This window comes from Bacillus sp. DHT2, assembly GCF_026241455.1.
Lineage (GTDB): Bacteria > Bacillota > Bacilli > Bacillales > Bacillaceae_G > Bacillus_A > Bacillus_A pseudomycoides.
The window spans coordinates 1-19,490 of record NZ_JAPHWH010000019.1 but is presented as its reverse complement, the minus strand read 5'-3'; the positions used below and the strand labels follow the sequence as shown (position 1 = coordinate 19,490).

General features: G+C 37.6%; 21 protein-coding genes, 2 rRNA genes and 1 other annotated feature. All 23 genes read right to left on the bottom strand.

Annotated features, from left to right (window positions below):
* Nucleotides 1-18: 18 nt before the first annotated feature.
* Nucleotides 19-711: a 50S ribosomal protein L1 gene (gene rplA, locus ORL93_RS27590; RefSeq protein ID WP_003205496.1), complete on the bottom strand. Its 693-nt coding sequence runs from the start codon at nucleotides 709-711 to the stop codon at nucleotides 19-21.
* Between the two features lie 181 nt (nucleotides 712-892).
* The gene (rplK, locus tag ORL93_RS27585) at nucleotides 893-1,318 is read right to left on the bottom strand and encodes a 50S ribosomal protein L11 (RefSeq protein ID WP_001085872.1); all 426 of its coding nucleotides are present in this window, start codon (nucleotides 1,316-1,318) and stop codon (nucleotides 893-895) included.
* A gap of 166 nt (nucleotides 1,319-1,484) precedes the next feature.
* Complete coding sequence (gene nusG, locus ORL93_RS27580) at nucleotides 1,485-2,018, bottom strand: transcription termination/antitermination protein NusG (protein WP_000415795.1); 534 nt, start codon at nucleotides 2,016-2,018, stop codon at nucleotides 1,485-1,487.
* Between the two features lie 131 nt (nucleotides 2,019-2,149).
* Nucleotides 2,150-2,329: a preprotein translocase subunit SecE gene (gene secE / locus ORL93_RS27575; RefSeq protein WP_003194325.1), complete on the bottom strand. Its 180-nt coding sequence runs from the start codon at nucleotides 2,327-2,329 to the stop codon at nucleotides 2,150-2,152.
* Nucleotides 2,330-2,361: 32 nt separating this feature from the next.
* Complete coding sequence (gene rpmG / locus ORL93_RS27570) at nucleotides 2,362-2,508, bottom strand: 50S ribosomal protein L33 (protein WP_002055487.1); 147 nt, start codon at nucleotides 2,506-2,508, stop codon at nucleotides 2,362-2,364.
* A 130-nt stretch (nucleotides 2,509-2,638) separates the two neighbouring features.
* A complete protein-coding gene (locus tag ORL93_RS27565) occupies nucleotides 2,639-3,298 on the bottom strand; it encodes an RNA polymerase factor sigma-70 (RefSeq protein ID WP_003194323.1) in 660 nt (219 codons plus the stop codon).
* 67 nt (nucleotides 3,299-3,365) lie between these two features.
* Nucleotides 3,366-3,878, bottom strand: coding sequence for an NYN domain-containing protein (locus tag ORL93_RS27560; protein ID WP_006093115.1), 513 nt, complete (start codon nucleotides 3,876-3,878; stop codon nucleotides 3,366-3,368).
* Nucleotides 3,879-3,880: 2 nt separating this feature from the next.
* Nucleotides 3,881-4,624 (bottom strand): 23S rRNA (guanosine(2251)-2'-O)-methyltransferase RlmB, encoded by a 744-nt coding sequence (rlmB, locus tag ORL93_RS27555; RefSeq protein WP_003194319.1) that lies wholly within the window; start codon nucleotides 4,622-4,624, stop codon nucleotides 3,881-3,883.
* On the bottom strand, nucleotides 4,621-5,028 hold the full coding sequence (locus ORL93_RS27550; protein ID WP_003205491.1) for a Mini-ribonuclease 3: 408 nt from the start codon (nucleotides 5,026-5,028) through the stop codon (nucleotides 4,621-4,623). Before ORL93_RS27550 ends, rlmB begins: the two co-directional genes overlap by 4 nt.
* Nucleotides 5,029-5,030: 2 nt before the next feature.
* The gene (cysS, locus tag ORL93_RS27545; protein WP_265959990.1) at nucleotides 5,031-6,428 is read right to left on the bottom strand and encodes a cysteine--tRNA ligase; all 1,398 of its coding nucleotides are present in this window, start codon (nucleotides 6,426-6,428) and stop codon (nucleotides 5,031-5,033) included.
* On the bottom strand, nucleotides 6,409-7,074 hold the full coding sequence (gene cysE / locus ORL93_RS27540; protein WP_003194315.1) for a serine O-acetyltransferase: 666 nt from the start codon (nucleotides 7,072-7,074) through the stop codon (nucleotides 6,409-6,411). The genes cysS and cysE overlap by 20 nt, the downstream gene beginning before the upstream one ends.
* 297 nt (nucleotides 7,075-7,371) lie before the next feature.
* Nucleotides 7,372-7,618: a binding site (T-box leader), on the bottom strand.
* A gap of 48 nt (nucleotides 7,619-7,666) precedes the next feature.
* Nucleotides 7,667-9,124: a glutamate--tRNA ligase gene (gltX, locus tag ORL93_RS27535; RefSeq protein WP_018767352.1), complete on the bottom strand. Its 1,458-nt coding sequence runs from the start codon at nucleotides 9,122-9,124 to the stop codon at nucleotides 7,667-7,669.
* A gap of 89 nt (nucleotides 9,125-9,213) precedes the next feature.
* Nucleotides 9,214-9,690 (bottom strand): 2-C-methyl-D-erythritol 2,4-cyclodiphosphate synthase, encoded by a 477-nt coding sequence (ispF, locus tag ORL93_RS27530; protein WP_097795642.1) that lies wholly within the window; start codon nucleotides 9,688-9,690, stop codon nucleotides 9,214-9,216.
* 109 nt (nucleotides 9,691-9,799) lie between these two features.
* Entirely contained in the window at nucleotides 9,800-10,480 is a 681-nt protein-coding gene (ispD, locus tag ORL93_RS27525) for a 2-C-methyl-D-erythritol 4-phosphate cytidylyltransferase (RefSeq protein ID WP_098160814.1), read from the bottom strand.
* A gap of 16 nt (nucleotides 10,481-10,496) precedes the next feature.
* Nucleotides 10,497-11,615 carry a PIN/TRAM domain-containing protein gene (locus ORL93_RS27520; protein WP_003194307.1) on the bottom strand — a complete coding sequence of 373 codons (1,119 nt, stop codon included), beginning with the start codon at nucleotides 11,613-11,615 and terminating at the stop codon, nucleotides 10,497-10,499.
* Nucleotides 11,616-11,775: 160 nt separating this feature from the next.
* Nucleotides 11,776-12,849: a DNA integrity scanning diadenylate cyclase DisA gene (gene disA, locus ORL93_RS27515; protein WP_003194305.1), complete on the bottom strand. Its 1,074-nt coding sequence runs from the start codon at nucleotides 12,847-12,849 to the stop codon at nucleotides 11,776-11,778.
* 3 nt (nucleotides 12,850-12,852) lie between these two features.
* On the bottom strand, nucleotides 12,853-14,229 hold the full coding sequence (gene radA / locus ORL93_RS27510) for a DNA repair protein RadA (protein ID WP_097795645.1): 1,377 nt from the start codon (nucleotides 14,227-14,229) through the stop codon (nucleotides 12,853-12,855).
* Nucleotides 14,230-14,323: 94 nt separating this feature from the next.
* Nucleotides 14,324-16,759, bottom strand: a complete 2,436-nt coding sequence (clpC, locus tag ORL93_RS27505; RefSeq protein WP_006093090.1) for an ATP-dependent protease ATP-binding subunit ClpC — start codon at nucleotides 16,757-16,759, stop codon at nucleotides 14,324-14,326.
* Between the two features lie 22 nt (nucleotides 16,760-16,781).
* The gene (gene mcsB, locus ORL93_RS27500; RefSeq protein ID WP_265959988.1) at nucleotides 16,782-17,846 is read right to left on the bottom strand and encodes a protein-arginine kinase McsB; all 1,065 of its coding nucleotides are present in this window, start codon (nucleotides 17,844-17,846) and stop codon (nucleotides 16,782-16,784) included.
* A 4-nt stretch (nucleotides 17,847-17,850) separates the two neighbouring features.
* Nucleotides 17,851-18,399 carry a protein-arginine kinase activator protein McsA gene (gene mcsA / locus ORL93_RS27495; protein WP_097795647.1) on the bottom strand — a complete coding sequence of 183 codons (549 nt, stop codon included), beginning with the start codon at nucleotides 18,397-18,399 and terminating at the stop codon, nucleotides 17,851-17,853.
* A 148-nt stretch (nucleotides 18,400-18,547) separates the two neighbouring features.
* Nucleotides 18,548-19,009: a transcriptional regulator CtsR gene (ctsR, locus tag ORL93_RS27490; RefSeq protein ID WP_016116930.1), complete on the bottom strand. Its 462-nt coding sequence runs from the start codon at nucleotides 19,007-19,009 to the stop codon at nucleotides 18,548-18,550.
* A 227-nt stretch (nucleotides 19,010-19,236) separates the two neighbouring features.
* Nucleotides 19,237-19,352, bottom strand: a 5S ribosomal RNA gene (gene rrf / locus ORL93_RS27485).
* A gap of 50 nt (nucleotides 19,353-19,402) precedes the next feature.
* A 23S ribosomal RNA gene (locus ORL93_RS27480) occupies nucleotides 19,403-19,490 on the bottom strand; the annotation flags it as partial.

The window sequence follows — 19,490 nt, the reverse complement described above, 5'->3', positions numbered from 1 at the left end:
GAAGTCAACTTCCAATTTTTACGCGATTGTAGAAACGTCTACACGTACGCCAGGTCCCATTGTAGAAGCAACAGTTGCGTTCTTCATGTAAGTACCTTTTGCAGCAGCTGGTTTAGCTTTTAACAGCGTGTCAGCAATTGTTTTGAAGTTTTCTACTAGTTTAGCATCTTCGAAAGATACTTTACCGATTGGAACATGGATGTTACCAGCTTTATCAACGCGGTATTCAACTTTACCAGCTTTGATTTCGTTAACAGCTTTTGTTACATCGAAAGTAACTGTTCCAGTTTTAGGGTTCGGCATTAAACCTTTAGGTCCTAGTACACGACCAAGTTTACCAACTTCACCCATCATGTCAGGAGTTGCTACTACTACATCGAAATCGAACCAACCTTGTTGGATTTTGCCGATGTAATCAGTATCACCTACGAAGTCAGCGCCAGCAGCTTCAGCTTCTTTTGCTTTTTCGCCTTTAGCGAATACTAATACACGTTGAACTTTACCAGTACCGTGTGGAAGAACAACTGCACCACGAATTTGTTGGTCAGCTTTCTTAGGGTCAACACCTAAACGAAATGCAGCTTCTACAGTTGCATCAAATTTAGCTGTGTTTGTTTTCTTTACTAATTCTACTGCTTCTGTTGCAGAGTAAGCAGTTGCACGATCAACAAGCTTCGCAGCTTCTACGTACTTTTTACCTCTTTTAGCCATGTTTATTTCCTCCTTGAATGTGGTTTTAGCGGAATAACCTCCCACGTTTACGCCTTCATTCCGGGAACCCCCGAGGATGTGCGCCCATCCATTTATTTAAAAACGATACTCATTTACGATAATAAAGGTTGCGAATTGGAATTCCAGACCCGCAACCTTTTTTACAAAAAAACAAATCGAATTAGTCTTCGATTACGATGCCCATACTGCGTGCAGTACCTTCAACCATACGCATTGCAGCTTCTACACTAGCAGCGTTTAGGTCAGGCATTTTAGTTTCAGCGATTTCGCGAACTTTATCACGCTTAACAGTTGCCACTTTATTACGGTTTGGTTCACCAGAACCAGACTCGATACCAGCTACTTTCTTAAGAAGAACAGCAGCAGGAGGAGTTTTAGTAATGAAAGTGAATGAACGGTCTTCGAATACCGTAATTTCAACAGGAATGATAAGACCAGCTTGATCTGCTGTACGAGCGTTGAACTCTTTACAGAAGCCCATGATATTAACACCCGCTTGTCCTAATGCTGGACCAACTGGTGGAGCTGGGTTAGCTTTACCTGCAGGAATTTGAAGTTTTACCATTTTAATTACCTTTTTAGCCACGAGACACACCTCCTTAAGTCCGTGATGTGGTCAATTGGGCAGTGATTTGCCCTCCCACTTTTATTTTATCTGTACGATAAAATCTTTTCAAAAAACGTCTCCGTTACCGAAGACGTACTGACTTAAAAGATATTATCACTTTTTACAATTCATTTCAAGTTTCATTTTATAATTTTTCAATTTGATGGAAATCCAGCTCGACCGGTGTTTCACGACCAAACATGTCTACAAGCACTCTTACTTTTTGTTTTTCCATATCAATCTCTTCGATTGCGCCTGTATAGTTCGCGAATGGCCCTTCATTTACACGCACTGTTTCATGAAGTTCAAAGTCAAAATCAACCACTTCATTGTCCATTCCCATATGCTTCATAATGGTAACAACTTCCTCTTCTAATAAAGGAGATGGCTTTGAACCTGACCCAGAAGATCCAACAAAACCTGTTACGCCTGGTGTATTACGAACAACATACCAAGAATCATCAGTCATAATTAGTTCAACTAATACATAACCTGGGAATACTTTTCTTTTTGTTAACTTTTCTTTTCCGTTTTTCATTTCTACTTCTACTTCTTCCGGAACAACAACACGGAAAATTTTATCTTGCATTCCCATTGATTCTACACGTTTCTCTAGGTTTGCTTTTACTTTATTTTCATATCCAGAATAAGTATGGACAACATACCAACTTTTTTCCATTCATTTAGGACGAGCGTCCTTCCCTCCCTGACGTACATTTTTTTGTGCAAATGAAAAAACCCGTTCATCGGGCTTTTACACAGTTCGTATAAATAACATTATATCATGGATAAGTGCTTCTTATTCAAGAACTAACCAAGAATTAACCGAATTAAAGAAGAAATACCCATGTCAACTACTGCAAAGAAAACTGCAAAAAACACAACTGTCGCAATAACAGTAGCTGTTGAACGGAGTAATTCATCTTTCTTAGGCCAACTTACTTTTTTCATTTCGCGACCTACATCGCCGAAAAAGTTCGTCAAACGCATTTACGGGACCTCCAGTGTATTGTTTCGATTATTTATTTTGTTTCCTTATGAACTGTATGCATATTGCATGTTTTACAAAACTTCTTTATCTCAAGTCGCTCTACTGAGCTCGTATCTTTCATTGTGGAGTAGTTTCGATTCTTACACTCTTCACATGAGAGTACAACTTTTTTCCTCATTTGTTACACCAACCTTGTAACATTATGTCCCTAAAAATGTATCATACAATAAAAGACAATGTCAATGACATGCCGCTTACTACCTTACAAAAAGAAAACAGGAGAATCACTTTACCTCCTGCGACATATACTATGAGTTTAAAGTTGTATTTTCTCTCATTTCCATATATCGTTCAAGTTTTCTTTTCACACGCTGCAGGGCGTTATCAATAGACTTTACGTGTCTATTTAGCTGTTCTGAGATTTCTTGATAAGAGCGACCATCTAAGTATAAAGAAAGGACTTTTCTTTCTAAATCGCTTAATAATTCAGATATTTTTAGTTCTATGTCGGTATATTCTTCCTGGCTAATAATCATCTCTTCAGGATCAGTTACCTTCGCTTCTGAAATAACATCTAATAGCGTACGATCAGATTCCTCATCGTAAATCGGTTTGTCTAAAGAAACATATGAATTTAAAGGAATATGTTTTTGTCTCGTTGCTGTCTTAATAGCAGTAATAATTTGACGAGTAATACATAATTCAGCAAATGCTTTAAAAGAAGAGAGCTTGTCCTCTTTATAATCACGAATAGCTTTAAACAATCCAATCATACCTTCTTGAACAATATCTTCCCGATCGGCACCTACTAAAAAATACGATCTTGATTTTGCGCGAACAAAGTTCTTGTACTTGTGAATTAAATATTCAAGAGCATCAATATTACCTTTTCGAACTAACTCAACTATTGCCTCATCCTCTAAATCGCGAAACGTAACGTTGTTGGTACTTACGAAGCCTGTTTCCACTCTGATCCCTCCGACCGCTATTTATTTAGAAATATTATACAGTAAGCGCTTGAAGAGCGTCAATGGTTCAACGCTCTCCTCGCCTTAATTTTTCTAACTTTTCTGTAATATCCTTGCTAAATATCGTTCGCATAGCTGGTTGTTTATCTTTTACCTCTCGCGTTTGATGGCGCACTTGTTGTTCCACCGCCTGTACTTCTATCTCTAGTTCACGGGCTGATTTCCTAAGTGCTCCTTGCGCAAAAATAACCCACTGTTCTGTATAATCGGAAGTTGCAACATAAATTTGTGTATTAATGTTACGAAGCTCAATCGCGAGCTGTTCAATTTTTTCATCAGCAGTTTGATTTCTCCTTGTGAAAATAACTTCAACACGCGATTGCTTCATCTTCTTCTCAATACCTTGAACTGTATAAGCATCAAATACAATCATTACTCTTGTTCCTGTATACCCCTGATAATCCGCCATCTTATCAATTAGCGCGTCCCTTGATGCCTGTAAGTCTACATCCCTCAATTTTTTCAAGTCTCTCCAAGCCCCAATAACGTTATAACCGTCAACGATTAAAATATCGTCCATTTTTACTCACCAATTTGGTGACGTTTGCGATATACCTCGTACATTAGCAGACTAGCAGCTACTGAAGCATTTAAGGATGTAACTTTACCAACCATCGGTAAATGAATAAGGAAATCACACTTTTCACCAATAATACGGCTCATACCTTTCCCTTCACTACCAATTACTAACCCAATCGGCATATTGCCATCTAAGTTGCGATAATCTGTTTTCCCTTTTGCATCTGTGCCCGCAATCCAAAGACCACGTTCCTTTAACTCATCAATTGTTCGTGATAAATTTGTCACACGAGCAACTGGAATGTATTCAATTGCCCCTGTTGAAGCCTTTGCAACCGATGCCGTTAACCCAACTGCTCGGCGCTTTGGAATAATAATCCCATGCGCTCCCGTTGCATCTGCTGTACGCATAATAGATCCTAGGTTATGTGGGTCTTCAATTTCATCAAGAATTAAGAAGAACGGATCTTCGTTACGCTTAGCAGCTACCTCAAATAAATCTTCTAATTCCGCATACTGATATGCCGCAACTTGCGCAATCACCCCTTGATGATTTCCTTCAACAAGCTGATCTAATTTTTTCTTTGGTGCATGCTGTAAAATAATTTTATTCTCTTTCGCTAACGCTAATACAATTTGCACTTGTCCCTTGGCAGCACCTTCTGCAATCCAAATCTTATTAATATCTCGCCCTGATCGTAACGCTTCAATTACAGGGTTACGGCCGATAATGTATTCACTACTCATGTTGATGCGCCTCCTTCTTTTACCTCTAATACATCAATTGCTTTATATACAAGCTCTTCTAATCGTTCACGATTGTTCAATAAATAATGATAGCCGAGCAATGCCTCGAAGGCCGTACTATGGCGATACGTTTGTACATCCGTATTTTTTGGAACAGTACCAGAATTCGCATTACGTCCTCTTCTTAGTACCGCTTCTTCTTCCTCTGTTAGAAATGCTGTCTCTAAAAAATGATAAACAACTTTCGCCTGCGCCTTTGCTGAAACAAAGCTTGTCCCTAAACGATGTAGTTGATTGGGACGAACTGTTCCTTTTTGAAGGAGGTGATAGCGGATATATTGTTCATATACCGCATCACCCATATAGGCTAACGCTAAGCTGTTCAATTGCTTTGCATCAATCATGCTTATCCTCTTTTCCATCTTGTACCTTGTGCTGTATCTTCTAAAATAATATTACGCTCTTTTAAATCATCGCGAATTTGATCTGATAATGCGAAATCACGATTTTTACGAGCTTCAATACGTTTTTGAATTAACACTTCAATCTCTTCATCAAGTAATTCTTCTTTTGTTAATTCTAATCCTAAGATGCCAAATAATGTTTCAAACTGTTTTACATACGCCTCAAGCACAGCTTTTGATGTATGTTCTTCTAGTAAATATTGATTTGCATGGTTTGCTAAGTTATATAATTCTGTTACTGCGTTTGCTGTATTAAAATCATCATCCATCGCTGCTTCAAATGCAACTTGGAATTTCTTCATTTCAGCTAACCACTTCTCGTTATGATCCGTTAAATCCGTACTGCTTTCCATGCGATGTTTTAAATTACCGTATGCCGTTTTAATACGCTCTAACCCATTATTCGTATTCTGTAATAATTCTTCACTAAAGTTAATTGGATGACGATAGTGAACCGATAGCATAAAGAAGCGAATTAATTGCGGATTATATTGCTTAATAATATCGTGAACTAAAATGAAGTTCCCTAATGATTTAGACATTTTTTCATTGTTAATATTAATATATCCATTATGCATCCAGTAACGTGCAAATGTTTTTCCAGTCAAAGCTTCTGATTGTGCAATCTCATTTTCATGATGTGGGAACGCTAAATCTTGACCACCAGCGTGAATATCGATTGTATCTCCTAAATATTTCCGTGCCATTGCAGAGCATTCAATATGCCATCCCGGACGACCTTTCCCCCAAGGGCTCTCCCAGAAGATCTCTCCTTCTTTCGCAGCTTTCCATAATGCAAAGTCAAGTGGATCTTGTTTCTTTTCTCCAACTTCAATACGTGCACCATGACGCAAATCTGCAATTGGTTGATGAGACAATTTGCCGTAGCCTTCAAATTCTTTCGTTTTGTAATAAACATCTCCTTCTGATTCATATGCATATCCTTTTTTCACAAGTTCCTCAATAAACTCAATAATGATATCCATATTTTCTGTTACACGAGGGTGAACTGTAGCGTGCTTGCAACCTAATGCAGTTACATCTTCAAAATACGCTTCAACAAAGCGATCTGCAATTGTTGGAACGTCCTCTCCTAGCTCATTTGCTGCTTTAATTAATTTATCATCTACATCCGTAAAATTAGAAATATATTGTACATCATACCCTTTATATTCTAAGTAGCGACGCACTGTATCAAATACCATAGGCGGTCTTGCATTTCCAATATGAATATAGTTGTATACTGTCGGCCCGCATACATACATCTTCACTTTATTTTCTTCTAAAGGAACAAACTCCTCTTTCTGACGCGTTAACGTATTATAAATGTGAATAGTCATTTTCATCCTTCCTTTCCACTTTTACTTCAAGTTGCTTTTTTAATTTCTCAAGCTCAGCTTCCATCACTTTCAATTTATCGAAAATTGGATCCGGAAGATCCGAATGGTTTAATTCCTGACCTACCTTTACTCCATTCTGAATTACGACACGACCAGGTATACCTACAACTGTCGAATGCGCAGGAACTTCTTTCAACACAACGGACCCTGCACCAATTTTGGAATTCTCTCCAACCGTAATGGATCCGAGTACTTTCGCACCAGTTGCAATAAGTACATTATCTTGAATTGTTGGATGCCTTTTTCCTTTTTCTTTCCCTGTACCACCTAATGTAACTCCTTGATAAATGGTTACATTGTCTCCAATTTCACATGTCTCCCCAATAACAACTCCCATACCATGGTCAATAAAAAAGCGGCGACCAATTGTGGCTCCTGGATGAATCTCGATACCAGTAAAAAAACGACTAACTTGTGAAATCCAACGCGCAATAAAGAAAAAATTTCGTTTATAAAAGGCGTGTGCAATTCGGTGTGCCCAAACTGCATGTAATCCAGAGTAAGTTAAAATGACTTCGAAATAACTTCGCGCCGCTGGATCTTGTTCAAAAACGACTTCAATATCTTCTCGAAGCCTCTTAAACATCGATGTCCCCTCCCCTTTATGGACTACTATTCCGAGTGAACTGATTCCCCCGCTATTGGTGGACAGTATTACCTCCACCTCATCATTCAGTGAAAGAAAAGAAGTTAGATTGGAGATGAATTACCCGTAAAGGTCCAATTGGTGAAGGCTAATAATTAGTGAGGAATGAAGCCCCACTGATTAAAGGTTCACTTTATCGCTAACTTCCTTGTTTGTTACCTAGTCTTTATCCATCTGTACAAAAACTTATACCCATACCTATTTACATGGTATAAAAAAAGACGCCTCTGTCATATTGACAGAGGCGCCTTATAAGCGCGGTTCCACTCTGTTTAGGCTCAAATAAAGCCTCAAACTCATCCATGATAACGGTTTATACCGCTTCTGCTTACTTTGCGTCCTTATGACGTCCCGAAACTCTTCGTTGTTCAGCAGAAGACTCGAAGGGGCATTTCAAAAATCCACTTATAAACCACTTCCAGCCAAAAGGTGGTTCTCTCTGTAAAAAGCCTGATTTTCTACTTCTCCTTCTCGTCGCTTTCCCTTATTAGGTTTTTAAGTATTCTTATTATATTTCTAAATTCGTCAAATGTTAACCAATTACTTTACGAATACGATTTAAAACTTTTTCTTTTCCAAGAAGTGCAATTGCGTTTGGAAGTTCTGGGCCATGTGTTTGACCCGTAGTTGCAACACGAATTGGCATAAATAAGTTTTTGCCTTTATGTCCTGTTTCTTTTTGAACAGCTTTAATTGCCTTCTTAATTGCTGCTGGTTCTACTTCATCTAAAGCTTCTAATCCTGCTGCAAATGCACGAAGTACTTCAGGTACTTGTTCACCTTTTAATACTTCTTGTCCTTCTTCTTCATAGTCTACATGATCTTTGAAGAACATTTCAGAAAGCTCTACAATTTCAGCTCCAAAGCTCATTTGTTCATGGTATAAAGCAATTACACCACGAACCCAAACCTGTTCTTGTTCGCTTAAGTTTTCACTTACACGACCAGCTTTCACTAAATGCGGTAAGCTTAATGCAACAACAGCATCTAGGTCTTGCTTTTTCATATATTGATTGTTCATCCATTTTAGTTTTTGAGAATCGAATAATGCAGGTGATTTTGATAAACGTGCCGCATCAAACATTTCAATAAACTCATCTTTAGAGAAGATTTCTTCCTCCCCTACTGGTGACCAACCAAGTAATGCGATAAAGTTAAAAATCGCTTCTGGAAGATATCCAAGCGCTTGATATTGTTCAATAAATTGAATAATAGATTCATCACGTTTACTTAATTTTTTACGGCTCTCATTTACGATTAATGTCATATGACCGAATTGTGGGATATCCCATCCAAATGCTTCATAAATCATCATTTGTTTCGGTGTGTTAGAGATATGGTCATCGCCACGAAGAACATGTGTGATTTCCATTAAATGATCATCTACCGCTACTGCAAAATTATAAGTTGGAATACCATCTTTTTTCACAATAACGAAATCACCAAAGTCATTTGAGTGGAAAGCAACTTCATCTTTTACGACATCCTTAAACGTGTAGTCGCGGTCAGCCGGTACACGGAAACGAATACTTGGAATGCGGCCTTCTGCTTCAAATTGCTTGATTTGTTCTTCTGTTAAATCACGGTGATTACCTGCATAACGAGGTGTTTCACCACGAGCAATTTGTCCTTCACGCTCTGCTTCTAATTCCTCTTCTGTCATGTAACATTTATAAGCTAAACCACGTTCTAGTAAATCTTCATATAACTTTTTATAAATATCTAAACGTTCTGTTTGACGATATGGTCCATATTCACCACCAACATCAACACCTTCATCCCAGTCCATACCGAGCCATTTCAAGTATTTTAATTGGCTTTCTTCACCACCAGCAACATTACGTTTTACATCAGTATCTTCAATACGAATAATAAACTTGCCATCTTGATGACGAGCAAATAAATAATTAAATAATGCCGTACGCGCATTTCCGATATGTAAGTGTCCTGTTGGACTTGGCGCATAGCGTACTCTCACTTGCTTTTCCATAATTGGTACACCTTCCATTCTTAATGTCAACACATTCTATAATTGTACACCAAAAAAATCTGATTATCCATCTTACGAATCAAAAACAACTATTTTTTCTGTAATAATACAACTGCTTGAGAAGCAATCCCTTCTTCTCTTCCTGTAAATCCTAATTTTTCAGTTGTTGTTGCCTTCACATTAATATTGCCTATAGAAGTTTCTAATAACTCACTAATACGCTTACGCATATTTTCAATATGTGGTGCCATTTTCGGCTTCTGCGCAATAACTGTACAATCTAAATTACCTAACTCATACCCTTGTTCACGCACAAACTCCCAAACTTTTTGCAATAACACCGCTGAATCTGCATCCTTAAAGGCAGGATCTGTATCTGGAAAATGTTTTCCGATGTCACCTGCAGCAATTGCTCCTAAACATGCATCAGCAATTGTATGTAAAAGTACATCTGCATCTGAGTGACCTAACAAACCTTTTTCATGCGGAATCGTAATTCCACCGATAATTAACGGTCTACCTTCTGCAAATTCATGTACATCAAAACCTTGTCCAATTCGAAACATTTTACATCCTCCTCAAGCTAAACTACTGAACGTTATGATTCTATATTATATCTATGCACCTATAAAGAAAAGCCCGGCAGTAACCGGGCTTTTCTTTATATTCTTTCTACTACCCCTTCTGAACACGCAAGAAACTTTCAGCAATTAATAAATCTTCTGGCGTTGTCACTTTAATATTGTAATAACTACCCTCTACTACGCCCACTTCCTTACCAATACGTTCTACAAGACTTGCATCATCTGTACCAAGGAAACATCCCTGTTTTGCACTTTGATGCGCTTCTAGTAAAAGTGGAACAGAAAATCCTTGAGGTGTTTGTACGGCTCTCAACTGAGAACGTTCAACTGTTTCAACAACTGTATTTTGTTCTACCCGTTTTACTGTGTCCTTTACAGGTACCGCGCAAATCGAAGCACCTTTCTGCTTCGCTGCAATCAATACATCACGGGTCATTTTATTCGTTACAAACGGACGTGCTCCATCATGTACAAGAACATACTCGGTTTGCTTCACATATTGAAGTGCATTATATACACTATCTTGTCTTTCAGCCCCACCTTGGATAAACCGCACACTCTTTTGAATCGGATATCTCTGTATTAACCCTTCAAAATAGGAACGTTCTTCTTCATTAATTGCCATAATAATATTTTTACATGCTTCATCTTTTTCAAAAACACGTAATGTATGCACAATAATAGGCACTTCATTAATAAGCAAAAATAATTTATTTTTACCAGCACCCATTCGCTTTCCTCGGCCCGCGGCCGGAATAATTAATGTATACATGCTAATAATCCTCTACTTATAATGCTTTTTCTAGTAATTTTCGCTTTGCAAAAATCATACGACCAGCAGATGTTTGTAGTACACTCGTAACGAGTACATCAAGTTGTGAGCCAACATATTCTCGACCATCTTCTACTACAATCATCGTACCATCATCTAAATAAGCAACACCTTGATTTTGCTCTTTTCCATCTTTGACAACATAAACGCTTAGTTCTTCACCGGGAAGTACAACTGGCTTAATTGCATTTGCTAAATCATTAATGTTTAGAACTGTTACTCCTTGTAGTTCAGAAACTTTATTTAAGTTAAAATCATTTGTGACAACAGTACCACCAGTTACTTTCGCTAATTTCACAAGCTTGCTATCCACTTCTTGAATATCTTCGAAATCGCCTTCATAAATCTCTACTGGAATTGGCATCTCTTTTTGAATACGGTTTAAAATATCTAATCCTCTACGTCCTCGATTACGCTTTAATGCATCCGAAGAATCAGCAATATGTTGCAACTCCTCTAATACAAACTGAGGAATGACAATCGTTCCTTCTAGGAATTTCGTTTGACAAATATCAGCAATACGTCCATCAATAATTACACTAGTATCAAGAATTTTCCAATGCGAAAAAGATTCCTCTACTCCTGTTTCCGTTTCAGCCTCTTCATTATCACTATTGTTATTTTTCTTCTTGCCACCGCGTTGTGGTAGTGTAAATAATCCTAACAATTCATTTCTCTTTTTAAATCCTACCTGGAATCCTAAGTAACCAAGTAGAAGTGTAAAGAAGATTTGCAATACAGTACTAATGACTGGAATTGTAAATTCACGAATTGGTATCAAAATTAAATACGCAACAATAAGACCTGAGATTAATCCTAGCGTGCCAAATAAAACATCTGTTACAGGCGCCTTTACAAGAGCTTCCTCAATATGTTTAATAAGCTGAACAATATAATCTACGAGCCAAAATGTTGTTAAAAATAAAATAATTGCACCAATAATTGCACGAACATATGAGCCCTCCAGTAACGGGATTGCACCCATGTCCAATACATTAATAACTTTCGGGATTAAATAAATCCCTAACGCTCCTCCGATTACTAAAACGAAGAGCTGTACGATCCGTTTTAACATCCAACCACCTCCTACTCATTATTAACCATTGTTTTGCTAATCAAAACGCCGAATGCAAAAGCGGACGTGTCTTTTTATAAATTGGTTTATTTACCAATATATCATATCATATACCAAAAATGTGCTAGTGTCGTTATATTATGAAATCAATGTAATATTCTTAATTGTGTCTACTCATATATAAATGCTCTTGGATTCGTTTTAAACCTTCTCGTATTTTTTTCGCCCGAACTTCTCCAATTCCTTCTACATCATCTAACTCATTAATACTTGCACGACAAACGCCTTGCAATGTTTTAAATCGATTGATCAAATTTTCAATAATAAGAGGTGGTACCCGAGAAATTTTACTTGTAATCCTATATCCTCTCGGTGTAACACTTTCCTCTAAACTCATTTGCCCTGGGTAACCAAGCAATTTCACTAAATCACTATCTTCTAAAAGCTGTGCATTTGCAAGTTCCTGTAATTTTTTTAAAATTTGATAATGATCCTGCGTCTTTTCTTGATAGTAGTCTTTAATTAATAATGCTGCCTCTGCTTCCAAATCAGCCAACAGCTCCGTAAGCTGTAAACGAATAAGTCTACCTTCTGTTCCTAATTCATGAATATAACTTAGAATTTCATTCTTAATACGGAGTACCATCTCGACACTATGTAGGACGTGGACCACTTCAGACATCGTAACAACTTCCTCAAATTCTAGAATACCCAAGTTCGTAATACCATCATTCCATACTGCTTTATATTTTTCTAAAGTTTGAATAGCCTGATTTGCCTTTGTTAAAATAACGCCTATGTCTTTTAGTGTATAACGTAAACCTCCCTGATATAGCGTAATTACGTTACGTCTTTGTGAAATAGCAACAACAAGACTTCCTGTTTGCTTCGCTACACGTTCTGCTGTGCGATGACGCATTCCTGTTTCAATGGAATCAATAGATGACTCGGGAACTAACTGTGCATTTGCAATTAAAATTTTACTTCCCGTCTCATTTAAAATAAGAGCTCCATCCATTTTTGCTAGTTCGTATAAACTAGCGGGAGAGAATGCACAATTAATGTGAAATCCTCCATCAACAATGCTTTTAATTTGATCATTATACCCAAGGACAATTAAGCCACCTGTTTGCGCACGAAGTACATTATCTATGCCTTCTCGCAAAGGTGTCCCTGGTGCAACAAGCTGCAAAATATTAATCATACTTTTGACACGTTGCTTGTTTTCTTCCATAGCCTAGCCTCCTAATGTCAAACGAAGCGCCTCTCCTAAATTAGAAACACCAACTACTTCAATCCCCTCAGGAATTGTCCAACCCCCTAAATTTTTTTGCGGGATGATGGCACGCTGAAATCCTAATTTAGCCGCTTCTTGTACTCGTTGTTCAATTCTCGATACCCTTCTTACTTCTCCAGTTAACCCAACTTCTCCTATTACCGCATCGGTCGGGGCAGTTGACTTATCTCGAAAACTCGATGCAATACTTAAAGCCACTGCCAAATCAATTGCTGGTTCATCCAATCTCAATCCTCCAGCAACCTTTAAATACGCATCTTGGTTTTGCAATAATAAACCTGCTCTTTTTTCTAGCACTGCCATAATAAGCGATACACGATTATGATCAATCCCTGTAGCCATTCTTCGTGGATTTCCAAAACTAGTAGGAGAAATTAATGCTTGTATTTCTACTAAAACAGGCCTTGTCCCTTCCATAGAAGCAACAACTGTAGAGCCAGCAACTCCAACAGGTCTTTCTTCTAGAAAAATTTCAGAAGGATTTAATACTTCCGCAAGACCGAGTTCCTTCATTTCAAAAATACCCATCTCATTTGTAGAACCAAAGCGATTTTTAACCGCTCGCAAAATACGATATGTATGATGACGGTCTCCTTCAAAATAAAGAACCGCATCCACCATATGTTCTAACATACGCGGTCCTGCAATTGCCCCTTCTTTCGTTACATGTCCTACGATAAAAATTGGAATTCCTTTCGTTTTTGCAAGTTTCATCAGTTCCGCTGTACATTCACGTACTTGCGAAACACTACCTGGTGCTGAGGTTACTTCTGGCAAATAAATAGTTTGAATGGAATCAATGACAACAAAGGAAGGGTTCATTTCATCGATATGTGCCGCAATTCGCTGTAAATCTGTTTCCGAAACAACAAATAAGTTGCTTCCATTTACATGTAGACGATCTGCACGAAGTTTAATTTGTTTTGCTGATTCTTCACCAGATATATACAATACATCATACGAAGAATCTGCTAATTGCGATGATATTTGTAGTAGTAAGGTTGATTTTCCAATTCCAGGATCTCCTCCAATAAGTACGAGGGAACCGTCAACAATTCCTCCACCGAGTACACGATTAAATTCTTGAAATTTTGTTTCAATCCGTGCCTCTGACTTTGTTTCTACTTCTGTAAGACGCCTTGGCTTTGTTACTTCCGTTTGAATCGCATTTGCATAGTTGATGCGACGCGATGATACAACTTGTTCCATCTCTTCGACAAGCTTATTCCATTGCCCACATCCAGGGCACTTACCCATATATTTTGGTGACTGATAACCACATTCTTGACATATAAATTTTGTTTTCTTTTTAGCCATCTTGTTTTTACTTCACTTCACTTTCATCTATAAACATACATCCTTCTCGTACAAGAAAGAGGGCTATTATTTAGCCCTCCTTGTTTGTCTATACTTATTTTACCTTTTCTGCACTGCGAATGACAAATGATTCCCCTTCGGCGTCAAAGACAACTTTTTGACCTTTCTCAATTGCTCCTTTTAGAAGTTCTTCTGACAATCGATCTTCCACATGTTTTTGGATTGCTCGACGAAGTGGACGAGCACCATACTCACGATCGAATCCTTTATCAGCAATTGCTTCAATTGCTGTACTTGTTAACTCTAATTCAATCTCTTGTTCTTTTAACCGATTTACTAATTGATTAACCATAAGCGTTACAATTTCTTGAATATGTTTTTTCTCAAGCATATGGAAAACAATGATTTCATCAATACGGTTTAAGAACTCTGGACGAAATGCTTTTTTCAATTCATCCATTACTTTACCCTTCATATCTGAATAATCACGACTCTCATCTTGTACGTTAAAACCGAGATGTTTATTACGTTTTAATGCTTCGGCACCAACGTTAGATGTCATAATAACAATTGTATTTCGGAAATCAACTGTACGCCCTTTAGAGTCTGTTAAACGCCCATCTTCTAGCACTTGCAGTAAAATGTTAAATACATCTGGATGTGCCTTCTCTACTTCATCTAACAGCACGACAGAATATGGTTTGCGACGAACTTTTTCTGTTAATTGGCCGCCTTCTTCATATCCCACATATCCTGGGGGAGACCCCACTAAGCGAGAAGTAGAATGTTTCTCCATATACTCAGACATATCAATACGAATCATTGCATCTTCATCACCAAACATAGATTCTGCTAATGCACGCGCAAGCTCCGTTTTACCTACACCAGTCGGTCCTAAGAAAATAAATGAACCAATTGGGCGTTTCGGATCTTTTAAACCCGCTCTTGCGCGGCGCACTGCTTTCGCTACTGCGACAACAGCTTCATCTTGGCCAATTACACGGTCATGTAAAATGGATTCTAGATTCAATAATTTATTTGTTTCTGTTTGTGCAAGTTTAGAAACCGGAATACGCGTCCACGTAGAAACAACATTTGCAATGTCTTCTACTGTTACTTCTGAATTTTCTTTTCCTTGCTGCTCTTTCCACTGACGTTTTGTATCCTCTAATTTTTCACGTAAACGTTGTTCCATATCTCGTAAAGAAGCTGCCTTTTCAAATTCTTGGCTCTGTACGGCTGCATCCTTTTCTTTTCGAATTTCTTCAAGTTTCACTTCAAGTTCTTTTAAATCTGGTGGTGTTGTATAAGAACGTAAGCGTACTTTTGAAGCTGCTTCATCGATTAAGTCAATTGCTTTATCAGGTAAGAAACGATCTGTAATATAACGATCCGAAAGTTTTACAGCTGCTTCAATTGCATCATCTGTAATGGAAACGCGGTGATGTGCCTCGTAACGATCGCGTAACCCTCTTAAAATTTGAATCGATTCTTCTAAGCTTGGCTCGTCAACATGAATTGGTTGGAAACGTCTTTCTAGTGCTGCATCTTTTTCAATGTATTTACGATACTCATCTAATGTTGTCGCCCCAATACATTGCAATTCACCACGTGCTAATGATGGTTTCAAAATATTGGATGCGTCAATTGCACCTTCTGCACCACCTGCACCAATTAATGTATGAAGTTCATCAATAAATAGAATGATATTACCAGCTTGGCGAATTTCATCCATCACTTTCTTTAAACGATCCTCAAACTCACCACGGTATTTCGTGCCAGCAACAACTGTACCCATATCTAACGTCATAACACGCTTATCGCGTAATGTTTCTGGAACTTCATTATTTACAATTTGCTGTGCTAGACCTTCAGCAATTGCTGTTTTACCTACCCCAGGTTCTCCAATTAATACTGGGTTATTCTTAGTTCTACGGCTCAATACTTCAATAACACGTTGAATCTCTTTACTACGGCCAATAACAGGATCTAAGCGTCCTTCACGTGCAACAACTGTCAAATCTCGCGCTAAACTATCAAGCGTTGGTGTATTTGCATTTGCTGATGCACCACCTTGATGGCCTGATGTAGCTTCATTGCTTCCAAGGAGCTGCAATACTTGTTGTCTTGCTTTGTTTAAACTTACGCCTAAGTTATTTAAAACACGCGCTGCAACACCTTCACCTTCACGGATCAACCCTAGTAAAATATGTTCCGTTCCAACATAAGAATGACCTAGCTTACGTGCCTCATCCATTGATAACTCAATTACTTTTTTGGCACGCGGTGTATAATGAACAGTTTGAGACATCTCTGTTCCACGACCAATTAATGCCTCTACCTCTTTTTGTACCTTCTCTGGACTTAACCCAAGAGCAATTAACGCTTTAGCTGCAATTCCTTCCCCTTCACGTACAAGCCCAAGTAAAATATGTTCTGTACCAATATTATTATGCCCAATGCGAATTGCTTCTTCTTGAGATAAAGCTAATACTTTCTGTGCTCTTTCTGTAAATCTTCCAAACATCATAGAAATCGCCTCCTACTTGCGCTCAATTTTGTTCAATTCGTAGTCTTTCACGGATTAATGTCGCCCTTCGATAATCCCTTTCTTCTGGGCTTAAAGGACCTCCTGCGTATTGCTGTAAAATTCCTGGCTGAGTTAGTACCATTAACTCTGTTAAAATATTTCTTGATATATTTTTTATATAATCAAGATCAATACCTAACCGCATATCTGACAGACAAATAGCAGCTTCTACCGATTGAATTAATCGACTATTAGCCAGTACACCATAAGAACGATATACTCGGTCTTCAAGTTCAATACTTGAATTTTTCATAATTAGTTCTCGAGCTACTCTCTCTTGTTGTATAAGCTGATGAACAACACTCTCTAAATCTGCTATAATATCTTCTTCTGATTTTCCTAATGTCATTTGATTAGAAACTTGAAATATATTACCTAAGGCTTCGCTACCTTCACCGTATATTCCTCTTACGACTAAACCTAATTGTTGAATTGCTTGTATAATACGATTTATCCGTTTCGTCAAAACAAGTGCTGGTAAATGCATCATTACAGAAGCTCGTAACCCCGTACCAACATTTGTGGGGCAACTGGTAATATAGCCAAGCGATTCATCAAAAGCATATTCAACTGCTTTTTCAATCCATGTATCCATTTTGTTTGCGCTTTGCAGTGCTTCTGATAATTGCAGCCCTGGGAATAAACATTGAATTCGCACATGATCTTCTTCATTAAGCATCACACTTATATGTTCACTTTCTGATAGTAGACAAGTACCAAATTCCGTTCCAGCAAGATTAGGACTAATTAAATGTTTTTCTACTAAAACTCTTCGCTGAAGCGGTTTTAGTTCATTCATTTTTAATAGTTCAAAATTCCCGAGGGATTTCACTTTCTGATTTACAAACTTCTTTTGAAATAAATTAGTAATCTGCTTAGCTTCTTCATCAGTTTGCATAATAGGGAAATGATAATCTTTTAAATTACGAGCCAAACGAATACGACTACTTAAAACAATATCAGAATCGGGGCCATCTCCCCTCATCCACGGACTAATTGCTTCATTCATAATACGATCCAGTGACATAGAACTATTCCCCCCCTCTATGCTCACTAAGCTGATTTTCAATACTTCGGATTTGATCACGCGTTTGAGCCGCTTTTTCAAATTCTTCTTTCTGTACACATTGCTTTAATTTTAATTTTAGTTCATCTAATTCTTTCTTTAGATGAATATTTCCTCCCATACGCTCGGGAATTTTTCCACAATGATGTGTATGACCACCATGAAGCCGTGTCAACATTGGTTTTAGTTGTTCCTTAAATGTCTCATAACAAGAAGCACATCCAAAGCGACCTACTTTTGCAAATTGTTTATATGTCATATTACAAGTTGGACATCGTAATACTCCTGCATCTGAAAAACTATCTTCTTGGTTTTCAAACATTGATGGTTCTCCATGTAGCAATCCAGCTAGTAAGTCATGGAAGGAAAAACTAGATTGTGGTGATTGAAAGAAAGACGTATAGCCATTTTGTTCTGCACATTGCTCACAAAGATGAACTTCCGTCTTTTGTCCGTTTATTACTTTTGTATAATGTAGTGCTGCTGGTCTTATATTACAATTTTGACAAGTCATCTTATATCCCCACCTTTACAATAGGAACGATCTACCTCATGATACTTTTTATACACCACTAGATTATTTTGTTCACTGAATCTTGTCTGTAAAAAGTCCCACTATAAAATGAATTACCACTAAAAACATTTCTTAACAAAAGCTGTATTTATTTATATTTCAGTGTTCTTAACATTGCGCATAATATTCGAGCCCTAAGTTCATCTCTAGAAGGTAAATCCATTAATAATACAGATCGATCTAATACGCTCAGCATAAGTTTTGCTTCCCGATTGGTCACAATATCTTCTTCCACTAATCGTATAATGATACTTTCCGCATTCCCTTGCGCAATACTATGCTCGATCATATGAAGCATTTGATCAATAATGTCTATATCGTCATGCAATTTGACTTTGATAATGCGAATGTAACCTCCTCCGCCTCGTTTACTTTCAACTACAAATCCTCTTTCTAACGTAAAGCGAGTATTGATTACATAATTAATTTGAGACGGAACACAATCAAATCGATCCGCAATCTCATTTCTCTTAATCTCAATCACATTATTATTGCTTAAGTCAATAACTTGCTTTAGATATTGCTCAATGATATCAGATATATTTCTCATTTATCCGCCACCTTTATTGACTTTGACTATCTTTGACTTTAATTATATACGTATTAAAGAAATTTGCAACTCTTTTGCTTCCTCACTATCCTAGCCAAAATTTCTTTTCTTTAATCACTACGTTTATATTTTATACAACAGAATTAACTTCTCATTTTTATTTGTACATATTAATACCAAATAAAAATATACAAAAAAGCACGAGTCAAATGACTCGTGCTTTAATTGCTTGGCGACGTCCTACTCTCACAGGGACAAGGTCCCAACTACCATCGGCGCTAGAGAGCTTAACTTCCGTGTTCGGTATGGGAACGGGTGTGACCTCTCTGCCATCATCACCAAACTATTGAAGGTATATTCCTTCAAAACTAGATAACATTTGCTTCATATTATATGGTTAAGTCCTCGATCTATTAGTATTCGTCAGCTCCACATGTCACCATGCTTCCACCTCGAACCTATCAACCTGATCATCTTTCAG